29 protein-coding genes and 1 pseudogene are annotated in these 26631 nt (G+C 69.0%); 18 read left to right on the forward strand and 12 right to left on the reverse strand.

Annotation, left to right across the window (positions count from 1 at the left end; all coding sequences use genetic code 11):
• Nucleotides 1-6 precede the first annotated feature (6 nt).
• The 7 genes and pseudogenes from FVP77_RS17225 to FVP77_RS04085 form a co-directional block, all read right to left on the reverse strand.
• A pseudogene (locus tag FVP77_RS17225) lies at nucleotides 7-546 on the reverse strand (multicopper oxidase domain-containing protein); the annotation flags it as partial.
• The gene (locus FVP77_RS04060) at nucleotides 543-2189 is read right to left on the reverse strand and encodes a SulP family inorganic anion transporter (RefSeq protein ID WP_147893356.1); all 1647 of its coding nucleotides are present in this window, start codon (nucleotides 2187-2189) and stop codon (nucleotides 543-545) included. The gene FVP77_RS04060 and the pseudogene FVP77_RS17225, both read right to left, overlap by 4 nt.
• Nucleotides 2186-2551, reverse strand: coding sequence for an ArsR/SmtB family transcription factor (locus tag FVP77_RS04065; RefSeq protein ID WP_147893357.1), 366 nt, complete (start codon nucleotides 2549-2551; stop codon nucleotides 2186-2188). The genes FVP77_RS04060 and FVP77_RS04065 overlap by 4 nt, the downstream gene beginning before the upstream one ends.
• A gap of 102 nt (nucleotides 2552-2653) precedes the next feature.
• Entirely contained in the window at nucleotides 2654-2908 is a 255-nt protein-coding gene (locus FVP77_RS16920) for a hypothetical protein (RefSeq protein WP_222707690.1), read from the reverse strand.
• Nucleotides 2909-3222: 314 nt separating this feature from the next.
• Entirely contained in the window at nucleotides 3223-5454 is a 2232-nt protein-coding gene (locus FVP77_RS04075; protein ID WP_147893358.1) for an LLM class flavin-dependent oxidoreductase, read from the reverse strand.
• An 11-nt stretch (nucleotides 5455-5465) separates the two neighbouring features.
• Entirely contained in the window at nucleotides 5466-6017 is a 552-nt protein-coding gene (locus tag FVP77_RS04080) for a TetR/AcrR family transcriptional regulator (RefSeq protein WP_147893359.1), read from the reverse strand.
• Between the two features lie 98 nt (nucleotides 6018-6115).
• A complete protein-coding gene (locus FVP77_RS04085; RefSeq protein ID WP_147893360.1) occupies nucleotides 6116-6574 on the reverse strand; it encodes an acyl-CoA thioesterase in 459 nt (152 codons plus the stop codon).
• A gap of 178 nt (nucleotides 6575-6752) precedes the next feature.
• Between FVP77_RS04085 and FVP77_RS04090 the strand changes: the two genes are divergently transcribed.
• From FVP77_RS04090 to FVP77_RS04125, 9 genes are all read left to right on the forward strand, one after another.
• Nucleotides 6753-7133 (forward strand): DUF6855 family protein, encoded by a 381-nt coding sequence (locus FVP77_RS04090; RefSeq protein ID WP_342779745.1) that lies wholly within the window; start codon nucleotides 6753-6755, stop codon nucleotides 7131-7133.
• Between the two features lie 90 nt (nucleotides 7134-7223).
• The gene (locus FVP77_RS04095; RefSeq protein WP_147893362.1) at nucleotides 7224-8771 is read left to right on the forward strand and encodes a carboxylesterase/lipase family protein; all 1548 of its coding nucleotides are present in this window, start codon (nucleotides 7224-7226) and stop codon (nucleotides 8769-8771) included.
• A 145-nt stretch (nucleotides 8772-8916) separates the two neighbouring features.
• Entirely contained in the window at nucleotides 8917-9927 is a 1011-nt protein-coding gene (gene adhP / locus FVP77_RS04100; RefSeq protein ID WP_147893363.1) for an alcohol dehydrogenase AdhP, read from the forward strand.
• A 49-nt stretch (nucleotides 9928-9976) separates the two neighbouring features.
• Nucleotides 9977-10444 carry a hypothetical protein gene (locus FVP77_RS04105; RefSeq protein WP_147893364.1) on the forward strand — a complete coding sequence of 156 codons (468 nt, stop codon included), beginning with the start codon at nucleotides 9977-9979 and terminating at the stop codon, nucleotides 10442-10444.
• 123 nt (nucleotides 10445-10567) lie between these two features.
• Complete coding sequence (locus FVP77_RS04110; protein ID WP_147893365.1) at nucleotides 10568-10966, forward strand: SHOCT domain-containing protein; 399 nt, start codon at nucleotides 10568-10570, stop codon at nucleotides 10964-10966.
• 30 nt (nucleotides 10967-10996) lie between these two features.
• Nucleotides 10997-11422, forward strand: coding sequence for a pyridoxamine 5'-phosphate oxidase family protein (locus FVP77_RS04115; protein ID WP_147893366.1), 426 nt, complete (start codon nucleotides 10997-10999; stop codon nucleotides 11420-11422).
• Complete coding sequence (locus tag FVP77_RS04120; protein WP_246133961.1) at nucleotides 11419-13341, forward strand: heavy metal translocating P-type ATPase; 1923 nt, start codon at nucleotides 11419-11421, stop codon at nucleotides 13339-13341. Before FVP77_RS04115 ends, FVP77_RS04120 begins: the two co-directional genes overlap by 4 nt.
• A gap of 13 nt (nucleotides 13342-13354) precedes the next feature.
• Nucleotides 13355-13531 carry a hypothetical protein gene (locus FVP77_RS16740; protein ID WP_187266812.1) on the forward strand — a complete coding sequence of 59 codons (177 nt, stop codon included), beginning with the start codon at nucleotides 13355-13357 and terminating at the stop codon, nucleotides 13529-13531.
• Nucleotides 13528-14379: a universal stress protein gene (locus FVP77_RS04125; protein WP_147893367.1), complete on the forward strand. Its 852-nt coding sequence runs from the start codon at nucleotides 13528-13530 to the stop codon at nucleotides 14377-14379. Before FVP77_RS16740 ends, FVP77_RS04125 begins: the two co-directional genes overlap by 4 nt.
• 3 nt (nucleotides 14380-14382) lie before the next feature.
• Here FVP77_RS04125 and FVP77_RS04130 read toward each other — a convergent pair whose 3' ends face one another.
• The gene (locus FVP77_RS04130) at nucleotides 14383-14925 is read right to left on the reverse strand and encodes a pyridoxamine 5'-phosphate oxidase family protein (RefSeq protein ID WP_147893368.1); all 543 of its coding nucleotides are present in this window, start codon (nucleotides 14923-14925) and stop codon (nucleotides 14383-14385) included.
• Between the two features lie 234 nt (nucleotides 14926-15159).
• Here FVP77_RS04130 and FVP77_RS04135 point away from each other — a divergent pair, with 234 nt between their 5' ends.
• From FVP77_RS04135 to FVP77_RS04145, 3 genes are all read left to right on the forward strand, one after another.
• Nucleotides 15160-16779 (forward strand): sensor histidine kinase, encoded by a 1620-nt coding sequence (locus FVP77_RS04135; RefSeq protein WP_187266813.1) that lies wholly within the window; start codon nucleotides 15160-15162, stop codon nucleotides 16777-16779.
• The gene (locus FVP77_RS04140) at nucleotides 16776-17411 is read left to right on the forward strand and encodes a response regulator (protein ID WP_147893370.1); all 636 of its coding nucleotides are present in this window, start codon (nucleotides 16776-16778) and stop codon (nucleotides 17409-17411) included. Before FVP77_RS04135 ends, FVP77_RS04140 begins: the two co-directional genes overlap by 4 nt.
• Nucleotides 17412-17487: 76 nt before the next feature.
• Nucleotides 17488-18312 carry a universal stress protein gene (locus tag FVP77_RS04145; RefSeq protein WP_147893371.1) on the forward strand — a complete coding sequence of 275 codons (825 nt, stop codon included), beginning with the start codon at nucleotides 17488-17490 and terminating at the stop codon, nucleotides 18310-18312.
• Nucleotides 18313-18316: 4 nt separating this feature from the next.
• On the opposite strand, the gene FVP77_RS04150 is transcribed toward FVP77_RS04145, so the two are convergent.
• Entirely contained in the window at nucleotides 18317-19159 is an 843-nt protein-coding gene (locus tag FVP77_RS04150) for a universal stress protein (RefSeq protein ID WP_147893372.1), read from the reverse strand.
• A gap of 185 nt (nucleotides 19160-19344) precedes the next feature.
• Here FVP77_RS04150 and FVP77_RS04155 point away from each other — a divergent pair, with 185 nt between their 5' ends.
• From FVP77_RS04155 to FVP77_RS04165, 3 genes are all read left to right on the forward strand, one after another.
• Nucleotides 19345-19566, forward strand: coding sequence for a PLDc N-terminal domain-containing protein (locus FVP77_RS04155; protein WP_147893373.1), 222 nt, complete (start codon nucleotides 19345-19347; stop codon nucleotides 19564-19566).
• A 114-nt stretch (nucleotides 19567-19680) separates the two neighbouring features.
• Nucleotides 19681-20367 carry a HEAT repeat domain-containing protein gene (locus tag FVP77_RS04160; protein WP_246133962.1) on the forward strand — a complete coding sequence of 229 codons (687 nt, stop codon included), beginning with the start codon at nucleotides 19681-19683 and terminating at the stop codon, nucleotides 20365-20367.
• A gap of 269 nt (nucleotides 20368-20636) precedes the next feature.
• Nucleotides 20637-21473: a cation-transporting ATPase gene (locus FVP77_RS04165; RefSeq protein WP_147893374.1), complete on the forward strand. Its 837-nt coding sequence runs from the start codon at nucleotides 20637-20639 to the stop codon at nucleotides 21471-21473.
• Between the two features lie 8 nt (nucleotides 21474-21481).
• On the opposite strand, the gene arfB is transcribed toward FVP77_RS04165, so the two are convergent.
• Nucleotides 21482-21919, reverse strand: coding sequence for an alternative ribosome rescue aminoacyl-tRNA hydrolase ArfB (gene arfB, locus FVP77_RS04170; protein WP_147893375.1), 438 nt, complete (start codon nucleotides 21917-21919; stop codon nucleotides 21482-21484).
• Between the two features lie 59 nt (nucleotides 21920-21978).
• Here arfB and FVP77_RS04175 point away from each other — a divergent pair, with 59 nt between their 5' ends.
• Both FVP77_RS04175 and FVP77_RS04180 read left to right on the forward strand, forming a co-directional pair.
• Entirely contained in the window at nucleotides 21979-22731 is a 753-nt protein-coding gene (locus FVP77_RS04175; protein ID WP_147893376.1) for a gamma-glutamyl-gamma-aminobutyrate hydrolase family protein, read from the forward strand.
• 232 nt (nucleotides 22732-22963) lie between these two features.
• Nucleotides 22964-23623 (forward strand): DUF1345 domain-containing protein, encoded by a 660-nt coding sequence (locus FVP77_RS04180; protein WP_147893377.1) that lies wholly within the window; start codon nucleotides 22964-22966, stop codon nucleotides 23621-23623.
• 16 nt (nucleotides 23624-23639) lie between these two features.
• Here FVP77_RS04180 and FVP77_RS04185 read toward each other — a convergent pair whose 3' ends face one another.
• A complete protein-coding gene (locus tag FVP77_RS04185; RefSeq protein ID WP_147893378.1) occupies nucleotides 23640-24806 on the reverse strand; it encodes a hypothetical protein in 1167 nt (388 codons plus the stop codon).
• Nucleotides 24807-24883: 77 nt separating this feature from the next.
• Complete coding sequence (locus FVP77_RS17015; protein WP_246133963.1) at nucleotides 24884-25663, reverse strand: peptidase M23; 780 nt, start codon at nucleotides 25661-25663, stop codon at nucleotides 24884-24886.
• A gap of 125 nt (nucleotides 25664-25788) precedes the next feature.
• Here FVP77_RS17015 and FVP77_RS04195 point away from each other — a divergent pair, with 125 nt between their 5' ends.
• On the forward strand, nucleotides 25789-26628 hold the full coding sequence (locus FVP77_RS04195; RefSeq protein WP_147893379.1) for an aldo/keto reductase: 840 nt from the start codon (nucleotides 25789-25791) through the stop codon (nucleotides 26626-26628).
• Nucleotides 26629-26631 lie beyond the last annotated feature (3 nt).

Below are 26631 nucleotides of genomic sequence, written 5' to 3' on the forward strand. Positions count from 1 at the left end.
CTGACCTGCAGCTCGGTCTGTCCATGGGGGGTGCGGGTGGTACCAGAGCGTCGCTGCCGGTTGGTCGATCTGCCAGGCGGCGGTCCAGGTGTCCGAGGGGATGATGCTCTGGTGGGGTGTGCCGTCCTGTGTCGCTGGAAGCACCATGCCGTGCCAGTGCGCGGTGGTCGGCATCTTGAGGTCGTTCGTCACGTGGATGCGTACGCGTTCGCCCCGCCTGCCCCGGATCGTCGGACCCAGGTAGGTGCCGTTGAACCCCATGGTCGCGAACCTCGTGCCCGGCACGAGCTCGGTATCACCGGCTTGCGCCAGGAGGCGGAACACCCTCTCGCCGTCGATCATCTCCGACTCCAGGAGCGGCGGAATCCGCAGGGGCGTCGCGAAGGAAGCGCCCGGGTTCCGGGGCTGTCCCTCGGTGAGCCAGTAGCTCGTCGCCCCGATCGCGGTGAGGGCGCCGGCGCCGAGAAGGAGCGTCCGGCGGCTGATGCGGATCGCGGGCGGGCCCTGTCGTGGCGGGAGAGGGGCGTCGCCGCTGTCGGTGCTCATCCTCTCGCCGCGGTTCGGCTGATATGGGATCGGGCGTGAGCGATCGCAGCATCCACTTCGACGAAGAGATGGCGAGGGTGCCGAAGGGAGCTGATGACACCCAGTCGCTCGAGCACGCTCAGGTGTTCGGGTCTGATTCCCTTGATGAGCACCGTGATGCCGCGCCGCTCCAGCGCGGTCACGAGCTGCGTGAGGGTGCGTGCGCCCGTGGCGTCGATGAGCTGCAGTTGGGACAGACGAAGGATGACGACCTCGATGCCCGCGTGGGCGCTGATGCGGTCGAGGATCCGCTCGGCCGCTCCGAAGAACAGCGAACCATCGATGCGGAAGAGGGCGATGCGCTCGTCCCCGACGACGGGCGGCCCCGGCAGTTCCTCCCGGTGCACACCGCTCGCCGCGCTGAGCGCGCGCAGCGCGAAGAACCCGGCGACGGCGATGCCGATACCGACCGCGACGATCAGGTCGAAGCTCAGGGTGACGAGCGCCGTGACGACGAAGACGATCGCGTCGGAACGGGTGGACCGCAGCACCTGCCTGACGACGGTGGGGGAGATCATCCTGGCCGCCGTCACCATGAGCACCCCGGAGAGCGCGGCCAGAGGAATCACCGCGACGACGTGAGCGGCCAGATAGACCACCGCGAGAAGCGCCAGGGAGTGCACGATCGCGGATGCTCGTGTTCGGGCGCCGGACCGTACGTTGACGGCAGTTCGAGCGATCGCGCCGGTGGCGGGCATCCCCCCGAAGAAGCCCGACGCGATAGACGCGAGTCCTTGACCGAACAGTTCGCGGTCGGCGTCGACCGGATCGGTGTCCGACATCGATGCGGCGACCCTGGCCGAGAGCAGCGACTCGATCGCCGCCAGCGCGGCCACGGCGAATGCCGGCGCGAGCAGGCTCGGTAGGGTGCCGACATCGACGACGGGCAGCGATGGCGCGGGGAGGGACTGCGGCAACTCGCCGATCGCATCGATCGGAAGGCTGAGAAGAGACGCACCCATCGTGACGACGGCGATGGCGATGAAGGATGCGGGGAGCCGCCCGCTGATCCGCCCCAGCGCCAGCATCAGGACGGCGACCGATGCGACGACGCCGAGCGGGAGGAGTGCGGCGGGCCAGCTCGCGCTCATCACCGACTGCACGGCGGCGACGAGCGCGTTGGTGCTGTGTGCGGCCCCGCTGACCCCCACAGCGCCGGGCACCTGCTGGAGGAAGATGATCACACCGATGCCGACCGTGAATCCCTCGATCACGGGCCAGGGGATGTAGCTCACCGTGCGCCCGAGGCGCATCACCCCGGCGAGCAGCACGATGACGCCGGCCAGGATGCTGATGACCACCACGGAGCCGACACCGTGGGCGACCACGATGGGGCCGAGGATCACTACCATCGCGCCGGTCGGTCCCGACACCTGCACGGGGGAGCCGCCGAAGACGGCGGCGACGAGACCGGCGACGATCGCCGTGACGAGACCGGCTTCCGCCCCCATGCCGGAGCTGACCCCGAACGCCAATGCCAGGGGAAGGGCGACGATGGCGACGGTGACGCCGGCGACCAGATCTCGCCGCCAGCTGCGACGGAACGCGGTGTAGTCCTGTCGGCGAGGCAGCAACGATCGAAGCGACCCCGACGGGACGTTCATCGACGGGATGCGATGGCCGGCAGAGTCAGAGCGGAGGCCTGGTGTCGCTGCGAGTCCTGCAGCAGTTCGCCCAGGAGCAGGCGGGCAACCCGCAACAGGTCGGCCACCTGTGGGAACGCCAAGCGGTAGTACACGACGTTCGCCCGACGCTCGGACACGACCAGTCCGTAGCGCCGCAGAACGGAGAGGTGCTGCGAGAGATGCGACGCCTCGAGCCCCGTCTCGATGATGAGATCCGACACCGGTGCTTCCTCCACGCCCGCGAGGATCTCGAGCACCCGGATGCGGTAGGGATGGGCTAGTCCTTTGAACAGGTTCGCCTTGATCTCGTAGAGGGGGCGCTCGCCGCTGTCCAGACCCATGGGGACTCTCCTCGAGATGCATGATCGCCGTTGTATAACGACTTGATGAATTCATCATACGGTGTCGAGGCTCATGGAAGGGCGAGAGCAGCGGGACGGGCGTCAGGCCACGTGTCGTTGACTTCGGAGTGGTGGCGACTGCCGCGCATGGCCCAGATGGATCCCGATGTGCCCGACTCCGAGGATGAGAGCGGCGACGATGAGCGCCGGGGCGGGTCCGTAGATCCCGAGGAGCACGAACGCCGCGATCGGCAGCACCGCGAGAGGTACGGGGACGCCGAGAAGGGGTCGAGTGAAGTCCTGCATGGATCGGTCGCTGACGAAGTACCGCACCCAGGTCAGCTCGTAGGCGACCATGAGCCCGGTGGCGGCGATCAGCCACCACGACCACGGCGTCCACGGTCTCGTGTTGGTGTCGGCGAAAAGAAGCGCGGCCGCCGTGGTCGCGACCTGTCCGACACGTTCCAGTACTCCGAGCGTGCGATTCTCCGTCGCGGGGTCGTAGCCCGTCGGCCTCGCCGTGCGCGCCTAGATCAGATTCGGCACGAACAGCGCGAGAAGGAAGGCCAAGCCCACCCAGGAGAACCCGAACTCACCCACACGCACCTCTTCCCATCCGATCATTGCTCCCCGCGGTCGATCGCCGCCCGGGTGGGAGCGACCTATCCGTGTCAGCCTGTCGCGGCGATAGCGAAATTGTCGCGGAACACGTTCTCCGGGTCGACTCGCGACTTGATCGCGCGGAGGCGTTCGAGGGTGGCCGGCGGGAAGGCTTCGGCGATGCGCTCGGGGCGCAGCGACGTCTCGAAGCTCAGATAGAGGCCGCGCGAGTGGGCGGCGATCTCCCGCCAGGCCGCTTCCAGCCGCGCTTCGTTCGCCCCGAATGTCGCGACCGAGAAAGCCGCAGACCGATGCGCGTATGCGGTGGCGTCTTCGGGGACGTCGGCGACCGCGCCGCCTACGGCGCGCAGGGAGAAGAAGTGCGTCGCACCGCTGTCGAGCAGTCGTGCCATCGACGCCGAGAGCTCGGGCGTGAGGGCGTCGACCAGGGCCGAGCGGGTGATGGGTTCTCCCGCACCCTGCTGCGGACCGAGGTCGGCGTTCGCCATCACCTGTGCGTAGGTCGTCACCTGCACCGATTGCTGGAGAAGGGGGCCGAGCTGTGCGAAGGGCTGCAGGCGCTCGATGATGGTGTCGGGGTCGGCGGAGTCGATCATCGCCATCACGAAAGCCGTCTGCGGTTGCCCCTGCCGGGCGGCCTGCATGATGAGGAAGCTCGTGAGATCTCGCGGCGAAGCCTGCACCGCAGCGCCCCAGCCCTCGAGGAATCCGGCCGCGTCGCTCGCCTCGAACACGAGTTGCGCCCAGCCGACCTCGCCGACCTCGTCGACCTCGAAGTCGAACGAGGTCGCGATGCCCATGTTGGCGCCCGCTCCCCGCATCCCCCAGAACAGATCGGGATCGTTCTCCGTGTCCGCGCGCACGATCGAGCCGTCGGCCAGCACCACCTCTACGGCTCGCACATGGTCGATCGTGAGCCCGTGCTCGCGCACGAGCCACCCGATGCCGCCCGCCGTCGCGAGCCCGCCCACCCCGACGCCGCCGTAGTCGCCCGAGCTCAGGGCCCAGCCGTGCTCGCCCAGTGCGGCGGCGACCTCGGCCCAGCGCGCGCCGGCCCCGATGCGCACCAGGCGCCGCTCGGCATCGAGCACCTCGATGGTGTTCATCCGTCGCAGATCGATGACGATGCCGCCGTCGTTCGTGCTGCGTCCCGAGATGCCGTGACCGCCGCTTCGCACCGAGAGGGCGATGTCCGGATGCTGCCGGGCGAAGGTGACAGCGCGTGACACCTGCGCCGCGTCGGAGGGCTGGAGCACGATGCCCGGCCGACCTCCGCGCATGTAGGTGTTGGCGACGTCGGGGTAGTCGAAGTCGCCCGGCTCGACGGTGTGGACGCCCGCAGGGGCGGCGTCGTAGTCGATGCCGGCCCGGCGCCGCGAGAGCGCTGCGACCGATCGGGTCGGCGCGGGAGCGACCCCGCGCACGGCGCGCTCGCGAGCCACGAGCTCGCGCACCGCCGGGGCGACCTCTTCTCCGAAACGCTGCAGAGCGCGCGGATCATCGGCCATCGCGATGAAGGTCGATACGCCATCGGCGAGCGTGTATCCCGCGAGTTCCTCGGCCCAGGCTCGCGGGTCGGCGCCCGATGGTCCGACGTTCAGCAGGCGCCGGATCGCCCGCGGATCCCGACCCGCCGCGCGTGCGGCCTCGTCGATCCGGGTGTTGCCGCGGGCGTAGTCGCCGGGCTCGAGCCACGGGAGCGATGGCAGCCACCCGTCAGCGGCGCGGCCGACGAGTGCCAGCATCCGTGGCTTTCTCGCCCCGAGCCAGATCGGGATGTCGTGGGCCGGACGGGGGCCGCGTTTGGCCCCGTGCACCGCATGCGTCGTGCCGTGGGTGAACAGTCCGCCGCGTTGCGAGGTGTCCCAGCGGCCTCTGATGATCTCGATCGCCTCCTCGAGGGCGTCGACAGCCTGCCCCGGGGTGAGCTTCGGTGTTCCCATCGCCTCGATGGCGTCCCAGAACCCTCCCGCGCCGAGGCCCAGGTCGAGACGCCCGCCGGAGAGGAGGTCGAGACTGGCCGCGGCTCCCGCCAGGACCGCCGGCGGTCGCAGCGGCACGTTGAGCACGTTGGGGGCGATGCGGATGCGTTCGGTGGCGGCTGCGACGTAGGACATGAGGGTCCAGGTATCGAGGAACGACGGTTGGTAGGGATGGTCTTGGAAGGTGACGAGGTCGAGCTCCGACGCCTCGGCGAGCTGGGCGAGCGCGACCGGCGCCTGCGGGTCGCCGGCCGTCGGAGTGAGGAAGGCTCCGAAGAGCAGGTCGTGTCCGTAGTCCATGGGCAGTCCTTTCAGGCGCGAATGCCGGCGATGAGAATGTCGAGGAGCAGCTGCTGATCGGCCGGCGACCCGAGCCTTACGGCGTGCTCCACACCGCACACGAGCCGCTGCAACTGCGCGGCGGAGAGATCGGCGCGCACGGCGCCCGTCGCCTGGGCGCGGACGAGGACGGCGCCGAAGCCGGCGGAGACCTGCGCTCGTGCGGCGGTGCACTCGCTGTGCACGATCGGGTCGGAGCGCTCGAGGTCGACGAGCACCGCCTGCAGGCCGGAGTCGGACAGCTGCAGGGCGAGAGCGTCGGCGAGAAACCGGCGGAGCGCCACGACGGCATCTGCTTCGCGCGTCGCAGCCTCCGCCGCCTCGTTGAGTCGGCGGAGCGACTCGACGCTCAACGCTTCGACCAGGGCTCGAACGTTCGGGAAGTGGCGGTAGACCGTGCCGACTCCGACGCCCGCATCGCGCGCGATGTCGTTGAGCCGCAGCTCCGCCGCATCCCGCCCCTTCGCGACCGCCAGGATGCGCTCGCGGCTACGCGCGGCGTCGGCACGAACGGTGCTGCTCATTCCTCCACTCTACGCCCGAAACGGATACTTCATCCGTTTTGGGCGAATACCCCGCGGGGGACGCCCGCAGGCGGCGGGTGGGGGAGCGGTCAGAGCCCCTACCCGAGGCGGATGCTGCCCGTCGCCGGGTGCTCTCGCGGCATCCGATCGCGGTCGTAGGTGATCTCGCGGTAGCCGTGCGGCTTCGGCTGACCGTCCTCGTCGACGCTCACGAAGACGAGCCGCTCGATGGTGAGGATGCGCTTGCGCGTGATCATGTTGCGCACGACCGCGCGCATCGTGAGCGACGTGCGCCCGAATCGCGTGGCCGTCAGCCCCATCTCGATCAGGTCGCCCTGCAACGCAGACGCTTCGAAGTTGATCTCCGAGATCAGCTTCGTGACCACCCGGTAGTTGCCGAGCTGGATGATCGCGTAGATCGCCGCTTCCTCGTCTATCCAGCGCAGCAGACTGCCGCCGAACAGCGTGCCGTTCGCGTTGAGGTCTTCGGGCTTGACCCATTTGCGGGTGTGGAAATTGATGCCGTCTTCGGAGGGGTGCCACTGCGATTCCGTCATCCCGACAACGCTACTCGCGCGATCGATCGGCGGCGGGCTCGGTGGGATCCTGCGGGACTTTGGTCCCGTGGATCCAGTGCGCACCGAGGCACCATGACCGCGAGGCAAGTTTTGGGACTCGTCTCCTTCCGCCACACCTGCGTGGTGACGAGGGGCGATCGCGGTTTCTCGATCGGGCATCGATCGCGATCGCCCCTCGAGTTCGGCCTACACGATGTACATCGACGATGCGGTCGACCCGCCCGAGCTCGTCTGCCAGGTAGGCGCGACCACGCTCCGCTACCGTGCGCGTGCGATAGACGATCTCCACACGTGGCTTCTCGACCGCGACGAGTGGGTGCCGCTGGGGGCGGCGGACGAGAAGAAGGTCGCTCAGCGGGGAACGGTCGAGCATTTCGGGCGGGCGGACGACAACCCCATCGGCGGGTGGTACGGGCTCCGCAGCGGGTACCGAGGCCGGTTCGGGATGTACCTCCCGCCTCTTCTCGAAGCCCTGGGCATGGCCGAAATCTCGCACGAGCCTCGGAACAACAGCATCCGGGCACCTCCTCGGCAGTAAACCGACGTTTCCTTCCGTCGTGGGGGTATCCGGCGCTGCGGGTCACTTCTCCGGATGACGTGAGTGGGAGGCCGCAGTGAGGCAGAGTCGATGAGAAGAGCTGCTCCGCGGGCGCGGGACGTCAGGGTGACCGGCGGGTTTGTCCGGGGTGTCCGCGAGGGCGACTCGATCGCGTGGCGCGGCATCCCCTACGCAGACGCTCCGATCGGTCCGCTCAGATTCCGTTCCCCTCGACCGGTGCGGCCATGGGCGGGGATGCGCGACGCGTCGACGTTCGGACCGGTCGCCACCCAGCTGCAGAACGGGCAGTTCGCCGGTGTCGCTCCGGGAATCCCCCAGGGCGAGGACTGCCTGACGATCAACGTCGTCTCTCCCGCCGAACCGACCGTGCGGCGGATGCCCGTGATGGTGTTCATCCACGGCGGGGGCTACAGTGCCGGGTCATCGCGCGACTTCAGCGGGGAGGGGCGGAGCTTCGTGCGCACCGGAGAGGTGCTCTACGTCAGCTTCAGCTATCGACTCGGCGCCCTCGGCTACCTCGACTTCAGCCGTTACTCGAGTCGATATCGGCGTATCGACTCCAATCTCGGGCTCCGCGACCAGGTCGCCGCGCTGCGATGGGTCCATCGCAACATCGCCGCATTCGGTGGGGATCCCGGAAACGTCACGGTCTTCGGGGAGTCAGCCGGCGGCAACGCGATCACGACTCTGATGACGATCCCTTCCGCGGGCGGTTTGTTCGCCCGGGCGATCGCTCAGAGCTCGCCGGCGAACGCGGCGTACGACCGCGCACTCGCCGCGGCATGGGCGGCAGACTTCGTCGACGCTCTCCGTCGAAGCGAGCACGACGAGCGGCCTCGGCCCTTGACCACCGAAGAGACCGTCGCGCTTCTGACCACGACGACGGCGACCGCTCTGGTGACCGCTGCCCTGGCCGTGCAGGCCTGCACTCCGCAGTCCTATCCGGGCACGTTCTGCTTCGCCCCCGTCATCGATGGGCGGCTGCTCCCGCAGCATCCTCTGCACGCCTTCCGAACCGGCCACGCGCATCGTGTTCCACTCATCATCGGGACCAACGACCGCGAGGGCAGCGTCTTCCGGGGGCGGATCGATATCCTGCCGCGTTCGACGAGCCGCGTGGAGGCGCTCTTCGCGGCGGCGCCATCCGCTGCGCGTGCCGGAATGGGCGACGCGTACCCGGGGCTGCGATCGGGGAGGAGCACCGCCGATTTCGCGGGTGACTACGCGTTCTGGTACCCGAGCGTCAAGGTCGCCGACTATCACTCGCGATTCGCTCGGGTGCACAGCTACCGATTCGACGTCGCTCCACGATTGCTGAGGTGGGCGGGACTCGACGCCACGCACGGTCTGGAGATGTACGCCCTGTTCGACCAGGCGGATGCACCCTTCGCGCGGATGATCACCGCGTTCGGCGGGCGGAAGCCCTTCACGGACGCGGGAGATCGCATGCGCGATGCATGGCTGCACTTCGCCACGAGAGGCACCGCTCCCGATGTGTGGCCGCCGTACGACGAGGTCACCCGCTTCACGAGGATCTTCGCTGAATCAGACCGTGTCGAAGGCGATCCGCGCTCGAACCGCCGCGCCGCCTGGGAGGCCTTCCTTCCCCTGATCTGAGAAGTCGGCGCGGCGGCCGGATCGTGATCGAGGGGACCTTCGTCCCTCTGCTCGGCCGGGGTTGTGACCACAGTCGGATGAACGTGGGGGTCGCCGGCTCCCATCGTCGAGCGGGGCATTCCCGCGATTGTCCGAAGGAGCAGCTGTGAAAGCCGCCGTCGTCACCTCGTTCACCGAGCCCCTGCAGATTCAGCAGCGTGCGATCCCCGAGCCGGGACCGGGTCAGGTCCTGGTGCGATTGGAGACGTGCGGTCTCTGCCACACCGACATCCACGCCGCCCGCGGCGACTGGCCGGTCAAGCCCAGCCCGCCGTTCGTTCCCGGACATGAGGGCGTCGGAATCGTCGAGGCGCTCGGCGACGGGGTGACCGGCCGGGTCGTCGGGGAGCGGGTCGCGCTGCCCTGGCTCGGGTACGCGTGCGGCGAGTGCAGGTACTGCATCGACGGTCGGGAGACGCTGTGCGAGTCGCAGCAGAACACGGGGTACTCCATGGACGGCGCCTTCGCCGAATATGCGATCGCCAGTGCGCGCTTCGCCGTTCCCGTCCCGGACGGGATCTCGTCGGTGGATGCCGCTCCGCTGACGTGCGCGGGTGTCACCACCTACAAGGCGCTCAAAGTCGCGCACATCGTGCCCACGGAGAAGGTCGCGGTGTTCGGCGTGGGCGGGCTCGGACACCTCGCCGTGCAGTACGGGCGCATCATGGGCGGATCGGTCGTCGCCATCGATGTCGATGACGGCAAGCTGGATCTCGCCCACGAACTCGGTGCCGAGCACGTCGTGAACGCGGCGAGAGTCGACCCCGTCGCCGCCCTTCAGCAGCTCGGCGGCGCCGATGTGGCGGTCGTTCTCGCAGCGTCCCCGAGGGTGTTCGAGCAGGCGTTCGCCTCGCTCAGTCGTGGCGGGCGTCTGATCTGCGTGGCGCTTCCCGCCGATCAGGAGATGACGGTGTCGATCTTCGAGACCGTGCTGAAGGGTATCTCGATCATCGGGTCGATCGTGGGTACCCGGCAGGACCTCGCCGAGGTGTTCGCCCTGCACGCGGCGGGACACACCAGGATCATCGCGGAGCCCCGCAGCCTCGACCAGGTCAACGACGCGATCTCGGAAGTCCTCTCCGGCAAGGTGCTCGCTCGACTCGTCTTCGAGTACTGACCTCTCCAGGGCGCGGCTCCACCCCACGATCGATGAGGAAGTTCCCACCATGCATGCACGCCTGCGATCCGTCGGTCTGTGGACATTGATCGCCCTCGCTCTGTTCCAAGCGCTGACGGCGATCGTCGGCGGAATCGTCATCCTCGCGACGGACGGAATGGGCATGCCCGGTTCGTTCCTCGTCGACGGCCCTTTCCGCTCCTTCGTGTGGCCGGGGCTCATCCTGTTGGTCGTCGTCGGTGGAACCCAGGCTGTCGCGGCCACGCTGCTGCTGATGCGTCGGGAGTCGGGATTGTTGTGGTCGGCGGTAGCCGGCTTCGGGATGCTCATCTGGATCTTCGTGGAGACAGGGGTGATCCGTGGCACGTCCTGGTTGCAGTTCCTTTATTTCACGACCGGCACGGTGCAGCTGGTGCTGGTTCTCGCGCTGCTCGGCGTCGTCGGCTGGCTTCCGCGGCGAGATCTGGTCGATGCGGGGCGGGCACGCGACGGAGCGATGCATGACGCCGATCGCTGAGATGGCCATGCGGTTCCGGCAGGACCAACGACTCTACGAAGGGCGTGTGGCGCGCACGAGGGTGGGGAGAGCACGTCGCGCGTCGACATCGCGGTTCTTCACTGATTCATCGAAGGAGCAATCATGTTCAACTGGAACGACCTGTGGAGCGCGATGTGGAGTTTCTTCTGGATCTTCGCCTTCGTTGCCTACCTGTTCGCGCTCTTCGCGGTGGTCGCCGACCTGTTCCGCGACCACAAGCTCAGCGGGTGGTGGAAGGCGGTCTGGGTCTTCTTCCTCGTGTTCGTGCCTTTCCTCACCGTGCTCGTCTACCTCATCGCGAGAGGCCCGGGCATGCAGGAACGCACCGAACGCGACTCCCGGCGGGCTCAGCAGGCCGCTGAGGAGTACATCCGCGGAGTTGCGGATACGGCCAGTCCCGCCGACGAGATCACGAAGGCGAAATCCCTGATGGACAGCGGGGCGATCTCGGCGCAGGAGTTCGAACACCTGAAGGCCCGCGCCCTCAGCCATGGCGCGTAGCCCCTCGCGGACTCGCCGAGCTGGAGAGCGATGATGACTCGCGACATCGATGAACCGGGTGCGACACGCCCTCTCTCGGAGGAGGAGTGCTGGCGGGTCCTCGCCGCAGCACCATATGGGCGCATTGCCGCGAGTGTTGCGCAAGAGATCGACATCTATCCGATCAACCACTTCGTCGTGGAGCGAGCCATCGTCTTCCGCACGTCGCCGGGCACGAAACTGCTGGAGCTGACGATCCACCGGTCGGTGGCTTTCGAGGTGGACGGCTTCGACCGCGACGAGGCGTTCAGCGTGGTCGTGAAGGGAGACGCCACCGAGGTCGAGAGGTCCGCGGAGATCGAGGCGTTCGAGCGACGTGGGCTGGAGTCGTGGGCGCCCGAGGCCAAGGACCGGTGGGTGCGCATCACGCCCCGCACGGTGTCGGGTCGGGTGTTCTCACTGGCGCACGCGCCGTGACCAGGCCTGGACGCTTCCTCCTCCTGACGCTGGCGGCCACCGCCGTGGTACTCGGCGGTGTCATCGTCCTGTCGGTGATGGGAAGCGAAGACACCGCGCGTTGGTCGGCCACGGTGTGGGTGGCAGCGTTCATCACCTGGACGCTCGTGGGCATGGTCGGAGATGTCCTCGCCGGTCATGTGGGCCTCGACGTGCTCGCCGTCGTCGCGATGGTGGCGACGCTCGCCGTGGGGGAGTACATCGCGTCGTTGATCGTGGTGCTCATGCTCTCGGGCGGGGAGGCTCTCGAGCAGTACGCCACACGCCGGGCGAAACGGGACCTTACGACGCTGCTCGACCGCTCCCCGCGGCTCGCTCACGTGTTGACACGACCGGATGATGCGGGCTCGGCCGAGACCCGCGATGTGGCGGTCGCCGACGTGCGGGTGGGCGACATCCTGCTCATCCGCCCGTCGGAGATCATCCCGGTCGACGGTGTTCTCGTGAGCTCCGCGGGAACGTTCGACGAATCCTCGCTGACCGGTGAGAGCCTTCCGGTTTCCCGGGTGAGCGGGGACCACGTGCTGTCGGGCGTCGTCAATGGAACCGGGGCGGTGCGTGTGCGAGCGGAGCGGACGAGCGACCGGAGCCAATACCAGCAGATCGTCGCTCTCGTGGAGAGCGCGCAAGCCTCTCGGGCGCCGGTCGTGCGCCTTGCGGACCGGTTCGCCGTTCCGTTCACGGCGGTGGCGCTCGTCTTGGCTGGTGGAGCGTGGATCGTCTCCGGACTACCGGAGCGGTTCGCCGAGGTTCTCGTTCTCGCAACGCCGTGCCCGCTGCTGATCGCCGCTCCGGTGGCGTTCCTCGGTGGGCTGTCCCGATCGGCCAAGGCGGGCGTCATCTTGAAAGGAGGCGGAGTCATCGAGCAGCTGGCCCGGGTGCGGTCGGCCGCTTTCGACAAGACCGGCACATTGACCCAGGGCCGTCCCCGGTTGACGGAGGTGCGGCCCGCGTCGCCGTTCGACGCCGATGAGTTCCTCCGTCTCGCCGCCTCAGCGGAGCAGTACTCCACGCACGTCTTCGCAGACACGATCCGCCGCGCGGCCACGGAGCGGGGGTTGACGCTGAGGGCGGCCGAACATGCCGACGAAGTGGCCACCCTGGGCGTGTCTGCGGTGATCGATGGACGGGAGGTGGTCGTCGGCAAGCCCGGCTATGTGGCGGAAGTCGCGCCGGAGACGATGCCGATCACCCTCCACGGCGGGGAGGCAGCCGCGTACGTCGCCGTCGACGGGCGCTTCGCCGGCGCGCTCGTGCTCGCCGATCCGGCCCGCCTGGAATCGGCGCAGGTGGTTCGGTGGTTGCGCGACCACGGGGTGGAGAACATCGTCATGCTCACGGGCGACGGGCCATCGACGGCCGCGGCGATCGCCGATCAGGTGGGAATCGATGTCGTGCGCTCCGACCTTCTCCCGGCCCAGAAGGTGGAGTACGCCGCACGAATGGTTCCACGCCCGCTGATGATGGTGGGGGACGGGATCAACGATGCGCCGGTGCTGGCCGCCGCGGACATCGGGGTCGCGATGGGAGCGCGCGGGGCGACAGCCGCCGGTGACGCTGCCGACGTCGTGGTGCTGGTGGACTCCTTGACGAAGGTCGTCGAGGCCGTCGCGATCGGGCGGCACACCCTGCGGGTCGCCATGACGGCGATCTGGATAGGGATCGGGCTCAGCACCGCGCTGATGATCATCGCGACATCCGGCGCCATCCCCGCGGTGGCAGGGGCGCTCATCCAGGAACTCGTCGACGTCGCCACCATCCTCTACTCCCTCCGCGCATTGGGCGGCCCGGGGGCACGGACCGTGGGACTTTCGACCCGAGAACGCGTCGCCGCCGGCGAGACGATCGATGCGGGGGATCCCTCCCGCACGACGAGATGACAGGAGAAACGACGTGGATCGACGCAGCTTCACGATTCCGGCACCTATCGGCCCGGCGGATCTCGCCCTCCCTCCGACCCAACCCGTCAACATCACCGGTGCTCTCACCGCCGCCATCTCTCCCGTTCCCCCGGATGCCCGATCGCGCGCGTCCGAGATCACGGAGCCGCTCGGGCGTGTGACGTCGTGAACGAGACGATCGTCGTCGGCGTCGCCGACCGCGTTGCCGACAGCGACGCGGGGCGGCGAGCTGTCACCTGGGCGATCGACCGCGCCGTGAGAAGCGGGAGCGCGCTTCGTCTCGTGACCGTGGTGGGTGGCACTCTCGGCGTCATCGGGGAGGGGGAGGTTCTCGAAAGAGCCATGGAGCAGGCGGGCGCGCGGTTGGAGCGGTACGCGAACGAAGCCCACGCGCAGGGGGCGGCGGCGAGCGCGCTCGTCTACCAGGGGAGGCCGGTCGAGCGTCTGGTCGAAGCATCCGTCTCCGCCCGCCTTCTCGTCATCGCCAGCGACTACCGGGGTCCGACGAGCAGCGTTCGGCGAGGACCCCACGGCGTGCGCATCGCGGCCGGGGCCCACTGCCCGGTCGTCGTCGTTCCCGACATCGATCTTTCGGAACGGGAGGGCGTCGTTGTCGGGGCCGATGGCTCCGACCTCTCGGAAGCTGCCATCGCGTTCGCCGCGGCCGAGGCGGACCGCGACGGCCACACGCTCACCGCGGTCACGACGTGGACACCGGTGCCGCTGAGCGTGGAGTTCGACGGGTACCCCGACGGATACTTCGACAATCTTCAGGCGCTGGCCGAAGAGGCTCAAGCCATCTCTCTCGCCGGAATCCCCGAGGACTACCCCGACCTTCGCGTCGTGCGTGTGGTTGAACGCGGAGATGCCGCCGACGTCCTCAACCGTTTCGCTCTCCACGCGCGACTCGTGGTGGTCGGAACGCACGGGCGCGGGGCGATCGCTCGCTTTCTCCTCGGATCCACGAGCCACGAGATGCTCGCGGCCCCTGCGACCGTCACAGCGGTGATCAGGTGACGGTCACCGAGGGAACGGTGGCAGGTGCGGAATGGGTTGGGGTCGTACGGGCTCCGGTCGGCGGGGGCGAGAATCCCGCAGGGCGGGCGCGCCGCGGGTCAGACGACCCGGTTCGCGAAATCTCCGGCCAGCGACGGCCGTAGGTTCGACACGGATGACGTAGCGCTTGAGTGTCGGCGTCGAGGTCTGCAATGAGGCGGCGCCGCTCTCGCGGAGCTCTTCGTCCGTCGTCACCTGCTGGGCGATGCCGCGGAGGAGGACGCTCCAGTGAAGCGTGCCGTCGGCTCCGTCGATCTCGAGGGCGACAGCGGGATGGGAGCGGATGTGACGCAGCTTGCTGTCGTTCGCGGTGCGGATGTAGACGATGCGCTTGCGGCTGAGATAGTTCACCGGGAACACTTCGGGGTCGCCCGTGGGGTCGACCAGAGCGATCCGACCCATGTCGCCCTGCTCGATCAATGCCCAGCATTCGGCTGCAGACAGCGTTGTGACGAGCGGTGGGGTGGACTCGGGGGTCGATGGTGGAGGGGAAGGCATGGTGGGCATGGGTACTCCTCTGTGTGGGTTCCATCGCACTGGAGACCGCGTGCAGACGTAAGGGCCGAAGGTCCCCTCGGTCGTGCAACGTCGTCCCCCCTAGCGGTGGGCGGCGACGGACCTTAGATTGAGCGCAGACCAGGGGGTGAGATGCACAGCGATCCACCGCTTTCGTTCCCCGACGAACCCCGTGAGGAGTTGGACCGAGCGATCGCCGTGCTGATGACGACGGCGGAGCGGGTCATGACCACGCAGAGTCGCCTGCGCGCGCTGCTTCACGCCGTACAGACGGTCGTTGGCGACATCGATCTCCCCACGGTGCTCACCAGGGTCGTCGAGGCAGCCGTGCAACTGGTCGACGCCGAGTACGGAGCGATCGGCGTCGTCTCACCGGACGGGAAGTCGCTGGACGAGTTCATCCACGTCGGCGTGGATGAGGGTGCCGCGGTGCTCATCGGACATCTGCCGAGGGGACGCGGTGTGCTGGGGGCTCTGCTCGCCGATCCGCGGCCTATCAGGATGCCGCACATCGCCGACGACGTCCGCGCGGTCGGCTTTCCTGTTCACCACCCGCCGATGGACTCCTTCCTGGGCGTGCCCGTGCGGGTCCGCGAGGAGGTGTTCGGAAACCTCTACCTCACGAATCGGCGCGGCGGCGTCTTCTCCGCGGAGGACGAGGAGCTGTTGGACGCCATGGCGACCACCGCGGGTTTCGCGATCCAGAACGCCCGGCTCTTCGAGGAAGCCCGACTGCGGGAGCGGTGGATGTCGGCCGCCTCTCAGCTCTCGTCGGCGCTGCTGAGCACGCCCCCGCAAGGTGCCCTGGACCTCATCGCGGGGCGAGTCAGTGATGTCTCGCGCGCGGCGGCGGTCGCCGTCGTGACGGCGGCCGACTCGGAACCAGTGGTACGAGTGGCCGCCTGGCGGGGCCCGGAAGAGATCACCATCCATCCCCGGATACAGACGGCGCAGACGTTCGCGGCCCCCGCTCTGGTCGACGGCGATCGGGTGACGGTGCGTGCGGCTGAGGGCACGACCGACGATCCGCTCCGGGTGAACGGGGCCGACGGCGCCGGACCGTCCATGGCCGTTCCGCTTCGCTCTCGTCTTCGATCGTGGGGAGCGATCATTGTCTCCCGATCTCCCGGGGAGAAAGCATTCTCGGAGGTGGATGCGGAGGTCCTCGCGAATCTCGCCTCGCAGGCGAGCATCGCGCTGGAGCTTGCGGACGCCCGCGCCGAACAGCAGCGCACCATTCTCGCGGAAGACCGTGCGCGGATCGCTCGCGACCTCCACGACCACGTCATCCAACAGCTCTTCGGTGCGGAGATGACCCTGTTGTCTGTCGCCGCCGGCCTGCCGGACGGCTCTCGCCGTCATCAGCTGCAGCAGGCGACGGACCACGTCGATCTCGCGATCTCGCAGATCCGCACCATCGTCTTCGCGCTGTCGTCGAAAGACGCCACGTCGGTTCGCCACCGCATCATCGACAGTGTCGCCGCAGCCTCCGGCACTCTCCTGCGCACCCCCTCCATTCGGTTCGGCGGGCCGGTCGATCACATCGTCGGAGGGCAGCTCGCCGATGATCTCGTCGCCGCTGTCAGCGAGTTGCTCTCCAACAGCATCCGGCATGCGGATGCCGACAACATCTCCCTGGAGGTGACCGCCCGCGACGACGCCCTCTCGCTCGTCGTGGTCGATGACGGCAAGGGGATGGGTGCGGCCCGTCGTCGCAGCGGGCTCAAGAATCTCGAGGATCGCGCGGTCGCCCACGGCGGGGTGCTCGAGATCCTCAGTGGACCGACCGGCACGCGCGCGCACTGGTCGGCGATCATCCGCTCCGAGGGCGAGGGAGTTCCATGATCCGCGTCTTCGTCGTGGACGATCATGAGATCGTGCGGCGCGGTGTGGTGGACCTGGTGGAGACCGCTCGCGACATGGAAGTGGTGGGAGAGGCGGGAACGCTTCGACAGGCGGCCGCCCGGATCCCTGCCGCCGCTCCCGATGTCGCCGTTCTTGACGTCCGGTTACCCGATGGCAGTGGCGTCGACCTGTGCCGGGATCTGCGATCGATGATGCCGGGGCTCGCCTGCCTGATGCTCACCGCCCACGATGACGACGATGCCACCTTCGACGCGGTGCTGGCCGGCGCCGCGGGGTACCTCCTGAAGAGCGTCGGAGCGAAGACTCTTCTCGACGACATCCGAGCCGTGGCCGGCGGCAAGATCCTGTTGAGCGCGGCGGCTTCGCAACGAGCTTCCGCGCAGATGCGCGAGCAGCCTCGGGACGACCCCCGCATGGGGTCGCTCGGGTTGCGCGAGCGACAGGTGCTCGCGCTCATTGCGGACGGCTTGACGAACCGGCAGATCGGCGAACGGCTCGGCCTGGCGGAGAAGACGGTGAAGAACTACGTGTCGTCACTTCTTAGCAAGCTGGGTGTGGGCTCGCGCACCCAGGCGGCCCTCCTTCGGGTCGAGTACGACGACACCCGCTAGCCCGGCGGGGGACCTTCGACCCGCTCCGCATCCCGCGCACGGCCTACCGTCGCAGTGATAGGCGGGGAGTCAGAGCATGGGGCACATCGTTCTCGGTTACGACGGCAGTACCGCAGCCGATTCGGCGCTCGATTGGGTGGCCGAACGGATATCGACGCGCCCAGCGGGCGTCGTGCTGGTCGTCGTGGCGAACATGTTCAACGCAGAGCGACCGGTGATCTCACGCTTCGCGCACGAGGCGTCGGAGCGATTGCGGGCGATGGTGCCGGATGCCGCGGTCGACATCGACATCGTCGATGGGCGGATGCCGGGCACGCTGTCCCAGTCGGCGCAGGGCGCGGATCTGCTCGTGGTGGGCATGCACACGAACACGCGTTCGCGCTCGTTGCTCGCCGGTGCGGTTCCGTTGCGGTTGACCGCTCTCGCCTCGGTCCCGGTCGTCCTCGTGCCTGCGGGATGGGCGCCGCGCATGGCACCGGTGACGGTGGGGCTCGCGGCGGACGGTTCCTCCGATGCCGCAGTGCGGTTCGCAGCCGTCGAGGCGCTCGAACAGGGGCAACCCCTGCGGATCGCCCATTCCTGGCTGATGGACTCCCCCCTACCGTCGGGGCCGGCCGGAGGAGCACGTGCTGCGAGAGAAGCGCGCGTCCGCCACCGGGCGATCCTCGACGGCGCCGTCATGGCTATGACGCAGGAGCATCCCGGGCTCGCGATCGAATCCACGCTTGTGCGGGACAACCCGGCAGCAGCCCTCACATCGCAGGCCTCCCGCAGCTCGCTCGTCGTGATCGGCACTCATCGACGGGGGCTGCTCTCGGGGTGGCTCCTGGGATCGGTCGCATGGGATCTGGTGGGGGAGTTGCGCGACCCTATCTGCGTCGTACCCCCGCGGCTCTCATAGACGATCAGGGCGAGAGCTGATCCGTGGTCGACGTCTTCTCGGGAACGATGAGCACGGCACAGCGCGCACGCCACAGCAGATCTTGAGCAACGGCACCCGTCAGTCCTCCGGCGAGAACTCCCTGGTGGTGCGTGCCGATGACGATCAGGGCAGCATGCTCCGCATAACCGAGCAGCGCGTTGACGGGCGAGGAGCGAACGACGTCGCTCTCGATGTCGACCTCGCCGAATCGTCGACGCAGGGAGCGGACCGCAGCATCCAGAAGCGCTCGGTGCTCCTCGACGATGCGGTCTGGTCTCTCCTCCATCGCCGAGGACTCCACCACCACGCCCGGAAGCCCCCAGGCATGCACGACGTGCAACTTCCTCTTCATCGCGGACGCCTCATGCGCGGCGAGGTCGAGGGCCGCGGCAGAGGAGGTGTCGTCTGCCAGACCGACCACGATGTCTCCGTCGGTCTCTGTCCATCCGGCCGGTATGACGCAGACGGGAACGGTCGCATGCGCGGTGATCCGCACCGGAATCCACCCTCCGATGGCTGCCCGCAGGGGATGATCGGGGTCGACGCCGATCACCAGCAGGTCGGCACCGGAACTCACCCTCGCGAGCGCGCGAGAGACAGCACCGTCAGCTCGGTGCAACTCGACGGCCTGACCGGGAACCCGGTCGCGCAGCACACGTTCGACGTTCTCGAGCAGCTCCAGCGAGGCATGACGATCGGCGGTCAGGTTGCTGACGACATTCACGACCCGCACTCGAGACGGCTCGCGCGCGCATCGCTCGGCGACCCAGTGCGTGGCTGATGCGGAGGCCGGTGTGCCGTCCACTCCCAGAACGATGTCTTCCATCGGACTCACCCTCCAGGCTGTGTGTCGGTAGGTGAAGGCTATGGACCGGTCGACCCCGGCCAGAGGACGAAAGTCCCGCCGGCGGTCCCCATCGAGCCGCCCGCGGGTAATCGCCACGGGCCACCACGAGGAAGCGGCACGATGGGGCGGTTGCCGCGCGTGCGCAGCGCTGACAGGCTCGAAGCATGTTCAGCGGACTCACCGGGTGGCACCTGATGATCCTCGCGGTCGTCTTCCTGATCCCCTTCGTGCTGGCTGCGGTCAGCATCGCGCGCAATCGAGCGTCGTCGGGGCTGGAGAAGGCCGTATGGGTTCTCGTGATCCTCGCGTTCCCGTTGCTGGGACCCATCCTCTGGTTCGTGATCGGACGCCGAGGAGGCCGCGAAAGTCCTCGCCCGTCCCCGTGACGCGAGAGGTGCACGGGAAGCCGTCATCCGGTTCCCGCGCCGAACATGACGCTGCGAGGTGGGCCCCGCATCCGGGGCATTCATGTCGCCCGCGTCGAGCGATACCGTCGACCCGTGAGCGAGCGCGCATACGACATCGACGAGATGAGCGGGTTGGATCCGGCGGCGTGGTCGGCGTACCTCGCCCGGCGATCCGGTCTTCCCGGCCCCCGGGCGAACCTGGCGCTCGTCCTCGCGGCTGCGAGAACAGCCGGACCCGACGCGATCCGCTCCCTCCTCGACGACGGCGGCGAGTACCAGGTGATGTGCGCGGCCGCGGCGGCAGCGCGACGTGCCGGCGACCCGTCGTTCGAGGCGGAGGCGCGCGCGTTGGCTGCAGACCAACGGTGGCGTGTGCGGGAGGGCGTCGCCATGGGGCTGCAGCTCTGGGGCGATGACGACCCCGCCGCGATGATCGAGAAGGTCCGCGCATGGGCGGACGATCCGGATCCCCTGGTGGTGCGCGCCGCGCTCGCCGCGATCTGCGAGCCCCGGTTGCTCCGCACGCGGGACGCGGCGGCCGTGGCCCTCGAGATATGCGACCGCGCCACGGACCATGTCGCCGCACTGCCCGCCGCCGAGCGCCGCCGGCCCGAGGTGCGCACGCTGCGGCAGGCCCTGGGGTACTGCTGGAGCGTCGCCGTGGCGGCCGACCCTCCATCGGGCGTGGAGGCGTTCACCCGCATCGACACCGGCGATCCCGATCTCGCGTGGATCGCGAACGAGAACCGGAAGAAGAAGCGCTTGTCGTCTCTTCTGTGATGCGGACGCGGCGCAGCGCCCGTGACGACCGCTCTGTTCTCGGAAAGAACTGTCAGCGCAGACATAGCTGCAGCGGGCTAACGTCGGTCGTGCAAGGGGAGTACTCCCATCACGATGGATTCGTCAATACGGATGTGCCGCAGCATCCCGGGTCCATCGGCCCCGTTCGCGGGGTGGAGGAGACCTTGAATGCCCGACCGGTCACGGCCGGGGCGTTCGAGGTGACTCGGAGCTCCGACGCACCGGTCCGACCCCCTCAGGAGGACCCCGTGAGCAAGCTCTCCCGTCTCATCGGCATGGCGTCGAAGGCGCTGGACAAGAACGGATCGTCGCAGACCGCGAATCCCGGTACGGGATCCGACTGGCGATCGATCGTTCGATCGGCCGCCGATTCGCTGACCGGTGAGGCGCGTCAGGCACCGCCCGCCGGCCGCGATCCGTACGCGGCGCCGGCGAACCGGTACACCCCGCCGCCCTCCGGCGGATACGCGCCGCCGGCCGCGAACGGTGGTGCGGCGATGAGCGCCGCCGACCGGCAGGCGATCGCCCGCTACGACTACCTGCTCCAGACCGCCGATCCGCACCAGATCGAGCAGATCCACCGCGATGCGTTCGCGCGGCTGAGTCCCGAGCAGCGTGCCCACGTCGAGACCCGGATGCGGGCGGAGCTGCCGCCGCACGAGGCCCCGCGTTCGTCGGATCCGTCCGACCTCGCGCGCACCGCGGCGCGAGCCGAGGCATCGCGACCGGGGATGCTGCGCGGCCTCCTGGCTCGCGCCGGTGGCGGATCCCGCGGCGGCGGTCGCGGTGGTGCGCTCGCCGGTGCCGGCCTCGGAATGGCCGGGGGTGTGCTCGCCGGTGTCGCAGGCGGCGCGATCCTCAGCGGCATCGCCGGTCCGCTGCTCGCTCAGGCCGCCGGGTTCGGCGTCGACTTCGACGCCCTCGCCGGGTCGCTCGACGTGGAGGGTCTCGCGGGCGGGGTCGAGGGTCTCGCCGGAGGGGTCGAGGGGATCGCGGGGGATGCGACCTCGGCCCTCGGCGAGCAGGTCAGCGGCTTCGGCGATCAGCTGGGCGGGTTCGATCTCGGCGGCTTCTTCGACCGCTGAGCCCGGCGTCAGTCGATCGGTCGCCGGCGCAGCTGTTTCACGTCCGTCCGCCGCTGTTTGGCTTTGAGCCGCCTCTCCCTCGCACCGCGGCTCGGTTTCGTCGCACGCCGGGCCGGCGCCGGAGGGCGGAGGGCGTCGGCGACCACTCCGGCCAGGCGTTCGCGCGCAGCATCCCGGTTGCGAAGCTGCGCGCGATGCTCGGACGCGGCGATCGTGAGCACTCCGTCGACAAGGCGACCGGTCAGCCGCTCGAGCAGTCGATCGCGCTGAACGGTCGAGAGAGCGCTCGAACCGGCGGCGTCCCAGGAGAGTTCGACCCGGGAGTCGGCCGTGTTGACGCCCTGTCCGCCCGGACCCGACGATCGCGAGAATCGCCACGACAGCTCGGCTTCGGGGATCGTGACGCCCTCCGTGACCCGGAGGCCCGAACGGTGGGGGACAGGCATACGTCCATCCTCGTACAGCGGGGGCATCGACCCGGTGTCGTGTCTGTGACAATGTCGACGTGCCCGAAGCGAACGCCCGAACGAGTCCGCCCCGTCCTGTCCTCCTCGTCGTCGACGTCGGTGACGGGGGGCGCGTCGACCCGGCATTCGAAGGCCGGCTGCAGAAGCTCACCGCGGGCGTGATCGCCGCAGCCGACCTGGTCGGCTTCACGGTCGACCGCGTGCCGGCTGCCCAGACCTCGGTCGACGAGATGGTCCGGCGCCTGGATGCGGCGGCCGCCGTGATCGTCACGGGTGGGGAGGATGTCGATCCGTCGTTCTACGGCGGTCGTGCGGATCACCCGCACCTCGGTCAGACCTTCCCCGATGCCGACCGGTCGCAGATCGCCGTCGTACGACGAGCAGTCGAGACCCGGGTGCCGCTCGTCGGCATCTGCCGAGGCATGCAGTTGGTGAACGTCGCGCTGGGGGGAGACCTCGTGCAGCACCTGCACGACGGCGGGCACTCGAACGCTGCCGACCCGGCCGACAGCATGATCGACCACCGTGTCGAACTCGACGCCGACAGCGGCTTGGCGCGCCTGCTGGGTGCGACCGAGCTCGAGGTCCGCAGCTCGCATCACCAGTCCGTGAACCGGCCGGGCGAGGGTCTGCGGGTGGTCGCCCATGCCGATGACGGCACGATCGAGGCGATCGAGCACGAAGATGCTCCCCTCTGGTGCGTCCAGTGGCATCCGGAGGAGGCCGGCTCGCGCGGCACCGTGCTCGCCGACCTGCTGGAGGCCGCGATGGCTGCCCGCCGTCGGCACTGACCCGGCGCCCCGGATGCTGCGCACGTACTCGTCGACCGAACTCAGGATGGATGCGGGAGGCGACGGGCAAGCTGCGGAAATGCGCGGGTGATCGAGCCCCGCTCAACGTTCATCCCGAGTACGGGCTCACGGGTGCGGGGCACACGGGAGGAGATGGTGGGGCGGCGCCCGCTCCGCGCTAGGGTGCGGATGACGCCGACACCCGTGGCGCCGCGGAGAAGAGAGGTGCCGCGTGAGCGATCAGACCCGAGACTTCGATGACCCCTGGCATCGGGCCTGGGTGCGCGTCGGTGTGCTGTTCCTCATCCTGATCGCGGTCACCGTCGCCGTCGGCGCAGCGGGATCGTGGGCGTACGCTCCCGCGGTGGGGTGGATCGCCGCATCCGCCACCTTCATCTCGTGGGAGTGGGGCACCGTCCTCCGCCTCGGGCCCGCCGACACGGCCAGCCACGCGACCCGTGAAGACCCCACGAGAGCGACGGCCCAAGGGCTTCTGCTGCTGGCGAGCCTCGCCAGCTTCGGGGCGATCGCACTCGTGCTCTACGAGTCGGGCTCAGTGACCGGGCCGGAGAAGTTCGCGCTCGTGGCCATCGCGCTGTTCACCGTCGCCGCCTCGTGGTGTCTGGTGCACGTGCTCTTCACGCTGCGCTACGCCGCGATCTACTACCGCGACGGCGGGACCGGTGTGGACTTCAACCAGACCGAGCCCCCGCAGTACCGCGACTTCGCCTACCTCGCCTTCACGCTGGGCATGACCTACCAGGTGTCGGATACGAATCTGACGAGCAGCACCATCCGACGTGAGGCACTGCGCCACGCCCTCATCTCGTTCGTGCTCGGAGTGGTCGTGCTCGCCGCGACCATCAACCTCGTGGCGACGCTGATCGCCTGAGCGCCTCGGCGCCTGATCAGCCGCTGCGCTCGACGCCCGTCGCGTCGGGCAGCATGTCGAAGAACACCGATGTGTACTCGTCGCGGGCCGAGAACACGACCCGCAGGGCGCCGGCCTGCTGGCCGAACGACTCGCTGTCGATGTCGGAGTCGACGCCGCGGCGCACCGACAGGGTCATATCCTCGGTGTTCGCGTAGCCGGCGTCGGTCGCCGCGCCCTCGGCCACGGGCCACAGGGCTCCCCACGACACCTCGTCGGCTCCGAACTCCTCCGCGACGGAGCGGGGCTGGCTGGATGCTGCGCCGGCGTGATCCACCTGGCCGGCCCGGTACATCCACGAGTCCGACGCCAGCTCGCCGGGTCGCACGGGTGCGGTGACGCTGACGAAGTCGGCGGCGACCGTGACCGAGATCAGACGCCGGTGACCGACCTCGGCGGAGATCGCGTCCACAGCCGTGGCCAGATGTTCGGGCGATCGCAGGTCGGCGTGCAGGCGTCCCTCCTGCAGGGCGCTGATGCTCTGACCGACCGCGACGTGGTACGGGGCGACCACTGCGGCGGCTGCGATCAGGGCGGTCGCGACGAACAGCACGAAGCGCGCCGGCCGACCCCGTCGCCCGACGCCGAGGAACGGGCGCCGTCGTCGTCCGCCCATCGGGATGGTGCCCGGTTCGGGTCGCAGGATCGGCCCCGCCTGCGCAGCGTGCGGAATCCTCGACGCGTCGGCGGGGGGATTGCCCTCTGGCTCGTCGACGAGCGCGATCTCAGGACCGTCGGGCACGAGCAGGACGGCCGAGTGCACGCTTCCCGCCTGAAAGCGCGGCACGTCGACGATCTGCACGATCCGACGAACCGTGGTGCGGAACGCCGCGCCGGTTCGCGGAAGCACCGTGACGTCGAGCTCGCAGAGAGGCTGGTCGTTGATCAGCGTGCCCGTCTGCCGGATCGCATCCACTCGCGCCACCGCCGAGCGACCGGCGGCGCGGGCAGCGGCGATGTCGGCGTCGGAGGCCAGCGAGATTCCTCGCGCCGTTCGCAGGACGGCCATGAGGATGCCCGTGCCGACGATGAGCGTCAACGACACCGCGATCGTCCAGACGCCCGCGCCGGGTGGACCGACGAGCTGAACCACCACCCCTCCCGCACCGATACCGACACCGATGAAGAAGAGCAGGCGAAGCATGCTCTCAGGCTATCGAGCCGCCCGAACGGCCCTGGCCCGGCGTCGATAGCGGGGCCGCGGTCTCTTCGGACGCCGCTTCATGCGGCCGGGCAGCTCGGAATGCCGTCTGCGCGATCATCTCCGATCGGCGCGCCCGACACCGCGGCGACGGCACGTACGGCGGCGTCCCAGTAGCGCGCGTAATGAGACGGATCGGCGTTGACCTGCGTGGTGTGCGCAACGATCGTCGGCTCGAGTGCGGTGCGGTCGGGGACACGCGCCGCCATCGCCCGGTAGAACATGGTCGCCGCGGTGTACGGATCGAGGCGCTCTTCGCGCGTGCCCCAGTTGTCCTGCTGCTGGAACAGCCCGATCGACGTCGTCCGCGACCCATCGGGGTTGGTGACTCCGCTCGTCTCCCAGTCGCCGTAGTCGATGTTGCGCAGAGACGATTCGCCCATCGCGGTCATCACGGCGATCGTCTGGTCGCGGCTGTCGAAGCCGAGGTCGCGCCCCGCGATCAGGATCGTGCAGGCGTTGCCGAGCTGCGCGACCCCGTACCCGGCGACATGGGGTGCGGCGGGCATCAGGGGTTCGGGCGATGCCGGGCGGTCCGTGCCGAAGACGGGCGAGCCGAGCGCATCGTCCCACGCTGCGGAGAGGGAGGTCAGAGCGTAACCGCCGCCCCAGATGACCGTGACGCCGAGAAGAAGCGGCAGGGCGATGCCGGAGGCGATCAGCCAGGCGCGTCGGGTGCGCTGCCGCTTCGCGCGCCGTGCTCGAGCGCGCCGAGCGGCGGACGCGGTGGGCCTCTTCGCGCCGCGCCGCGCTGGTGCTGACCGCGCTTTCGACCGGCGAACGGGAGGACGTGCGGGCACGTGTTCCCCTCCGGTCTCTCTGTGGGCGGCGCGAAGCCATCGTAGAGGGAGCGGCCGTCGCTGCGGCACTCGGCGACATCGGCGAACGGATGACGAGCCCGTCACCCGGGCGTACCGTGGAACCCATGACCGAGCTCGCGCCCCTCATCGCCCTGAACGACGGCCACCAGATCCCCGCCCTCGGATTCGGCACGTACCCGTTGCGCGGAGAAGACGGTGCCGAGGCCGTCGCCTCCGCGATCCGCACCGGCTACCGGTCGCTCGACACCGCTTTCAACTATGACAACGAGGGGGCGGTCGGAGAGGGCATCCGCCGTTCCGGGCTCGCGCGCGAGGAGCTGTTCGTCACCTCGAAGCTTCCGGGGCGTTATCAGGGCGAGCCGACGGTGGCCACCGTTCGCGAGTCGCTCTGGCGTCTGGGGCTGGAGTACCTCGACCTCTACTTGATCCACTGGCCCAATCCCAGCGTGGGGGAGTACGTGCGCTCGTGGGAGAACCTCGTCACCGCCCGTGATCTGGGCCTCGTACGCTCGATCGGAGTGAGCAACTTCACCGAGCGGCATCTCGCCGACGTCATCGACGCGACCGGCGTGACCCCTGCCGTGAACCAGATCGAGATGCACCCGTACTTCCCGCAGATGGAGCAGCGGGCCGTCAACGCGCGTCTCGGCATCGTGACCGAAGCGTGGAGCCCCCTCGGCAAGGGCAGCGCCCCCTACCGAGAAGCTCCCGTCGTGGCCGCCGCGGCGGCACACCGGGTGACTCCGGCGCAGGTCATTCTGCGGTGGCACGTGCAACTCGGCAGCGTCCCCATCCCGAAGAGTGCCACGCCGTCACGCCAGGCTGAGAATCTCGACGTCTTCGGTTTCGAGCTCGACGACTCCGAGATGGCGGCCGTCACCGCGCTGGGCCGACGGGACGGCCGGCTCTTCGACGGCGACCCCGACACGCACGAGGAGCAGTAGGCC

It is taken from the genome of Microbacterium hatanonis, assembly GCF_008017415.1.
Taxonomy (GTDB): domain Bacteria; phylum Actinomycetota; class Actinomycetes; order Actinomycetales; family Microbacteriaceae; genus Microbacterium; species Microbacterium hatanonis.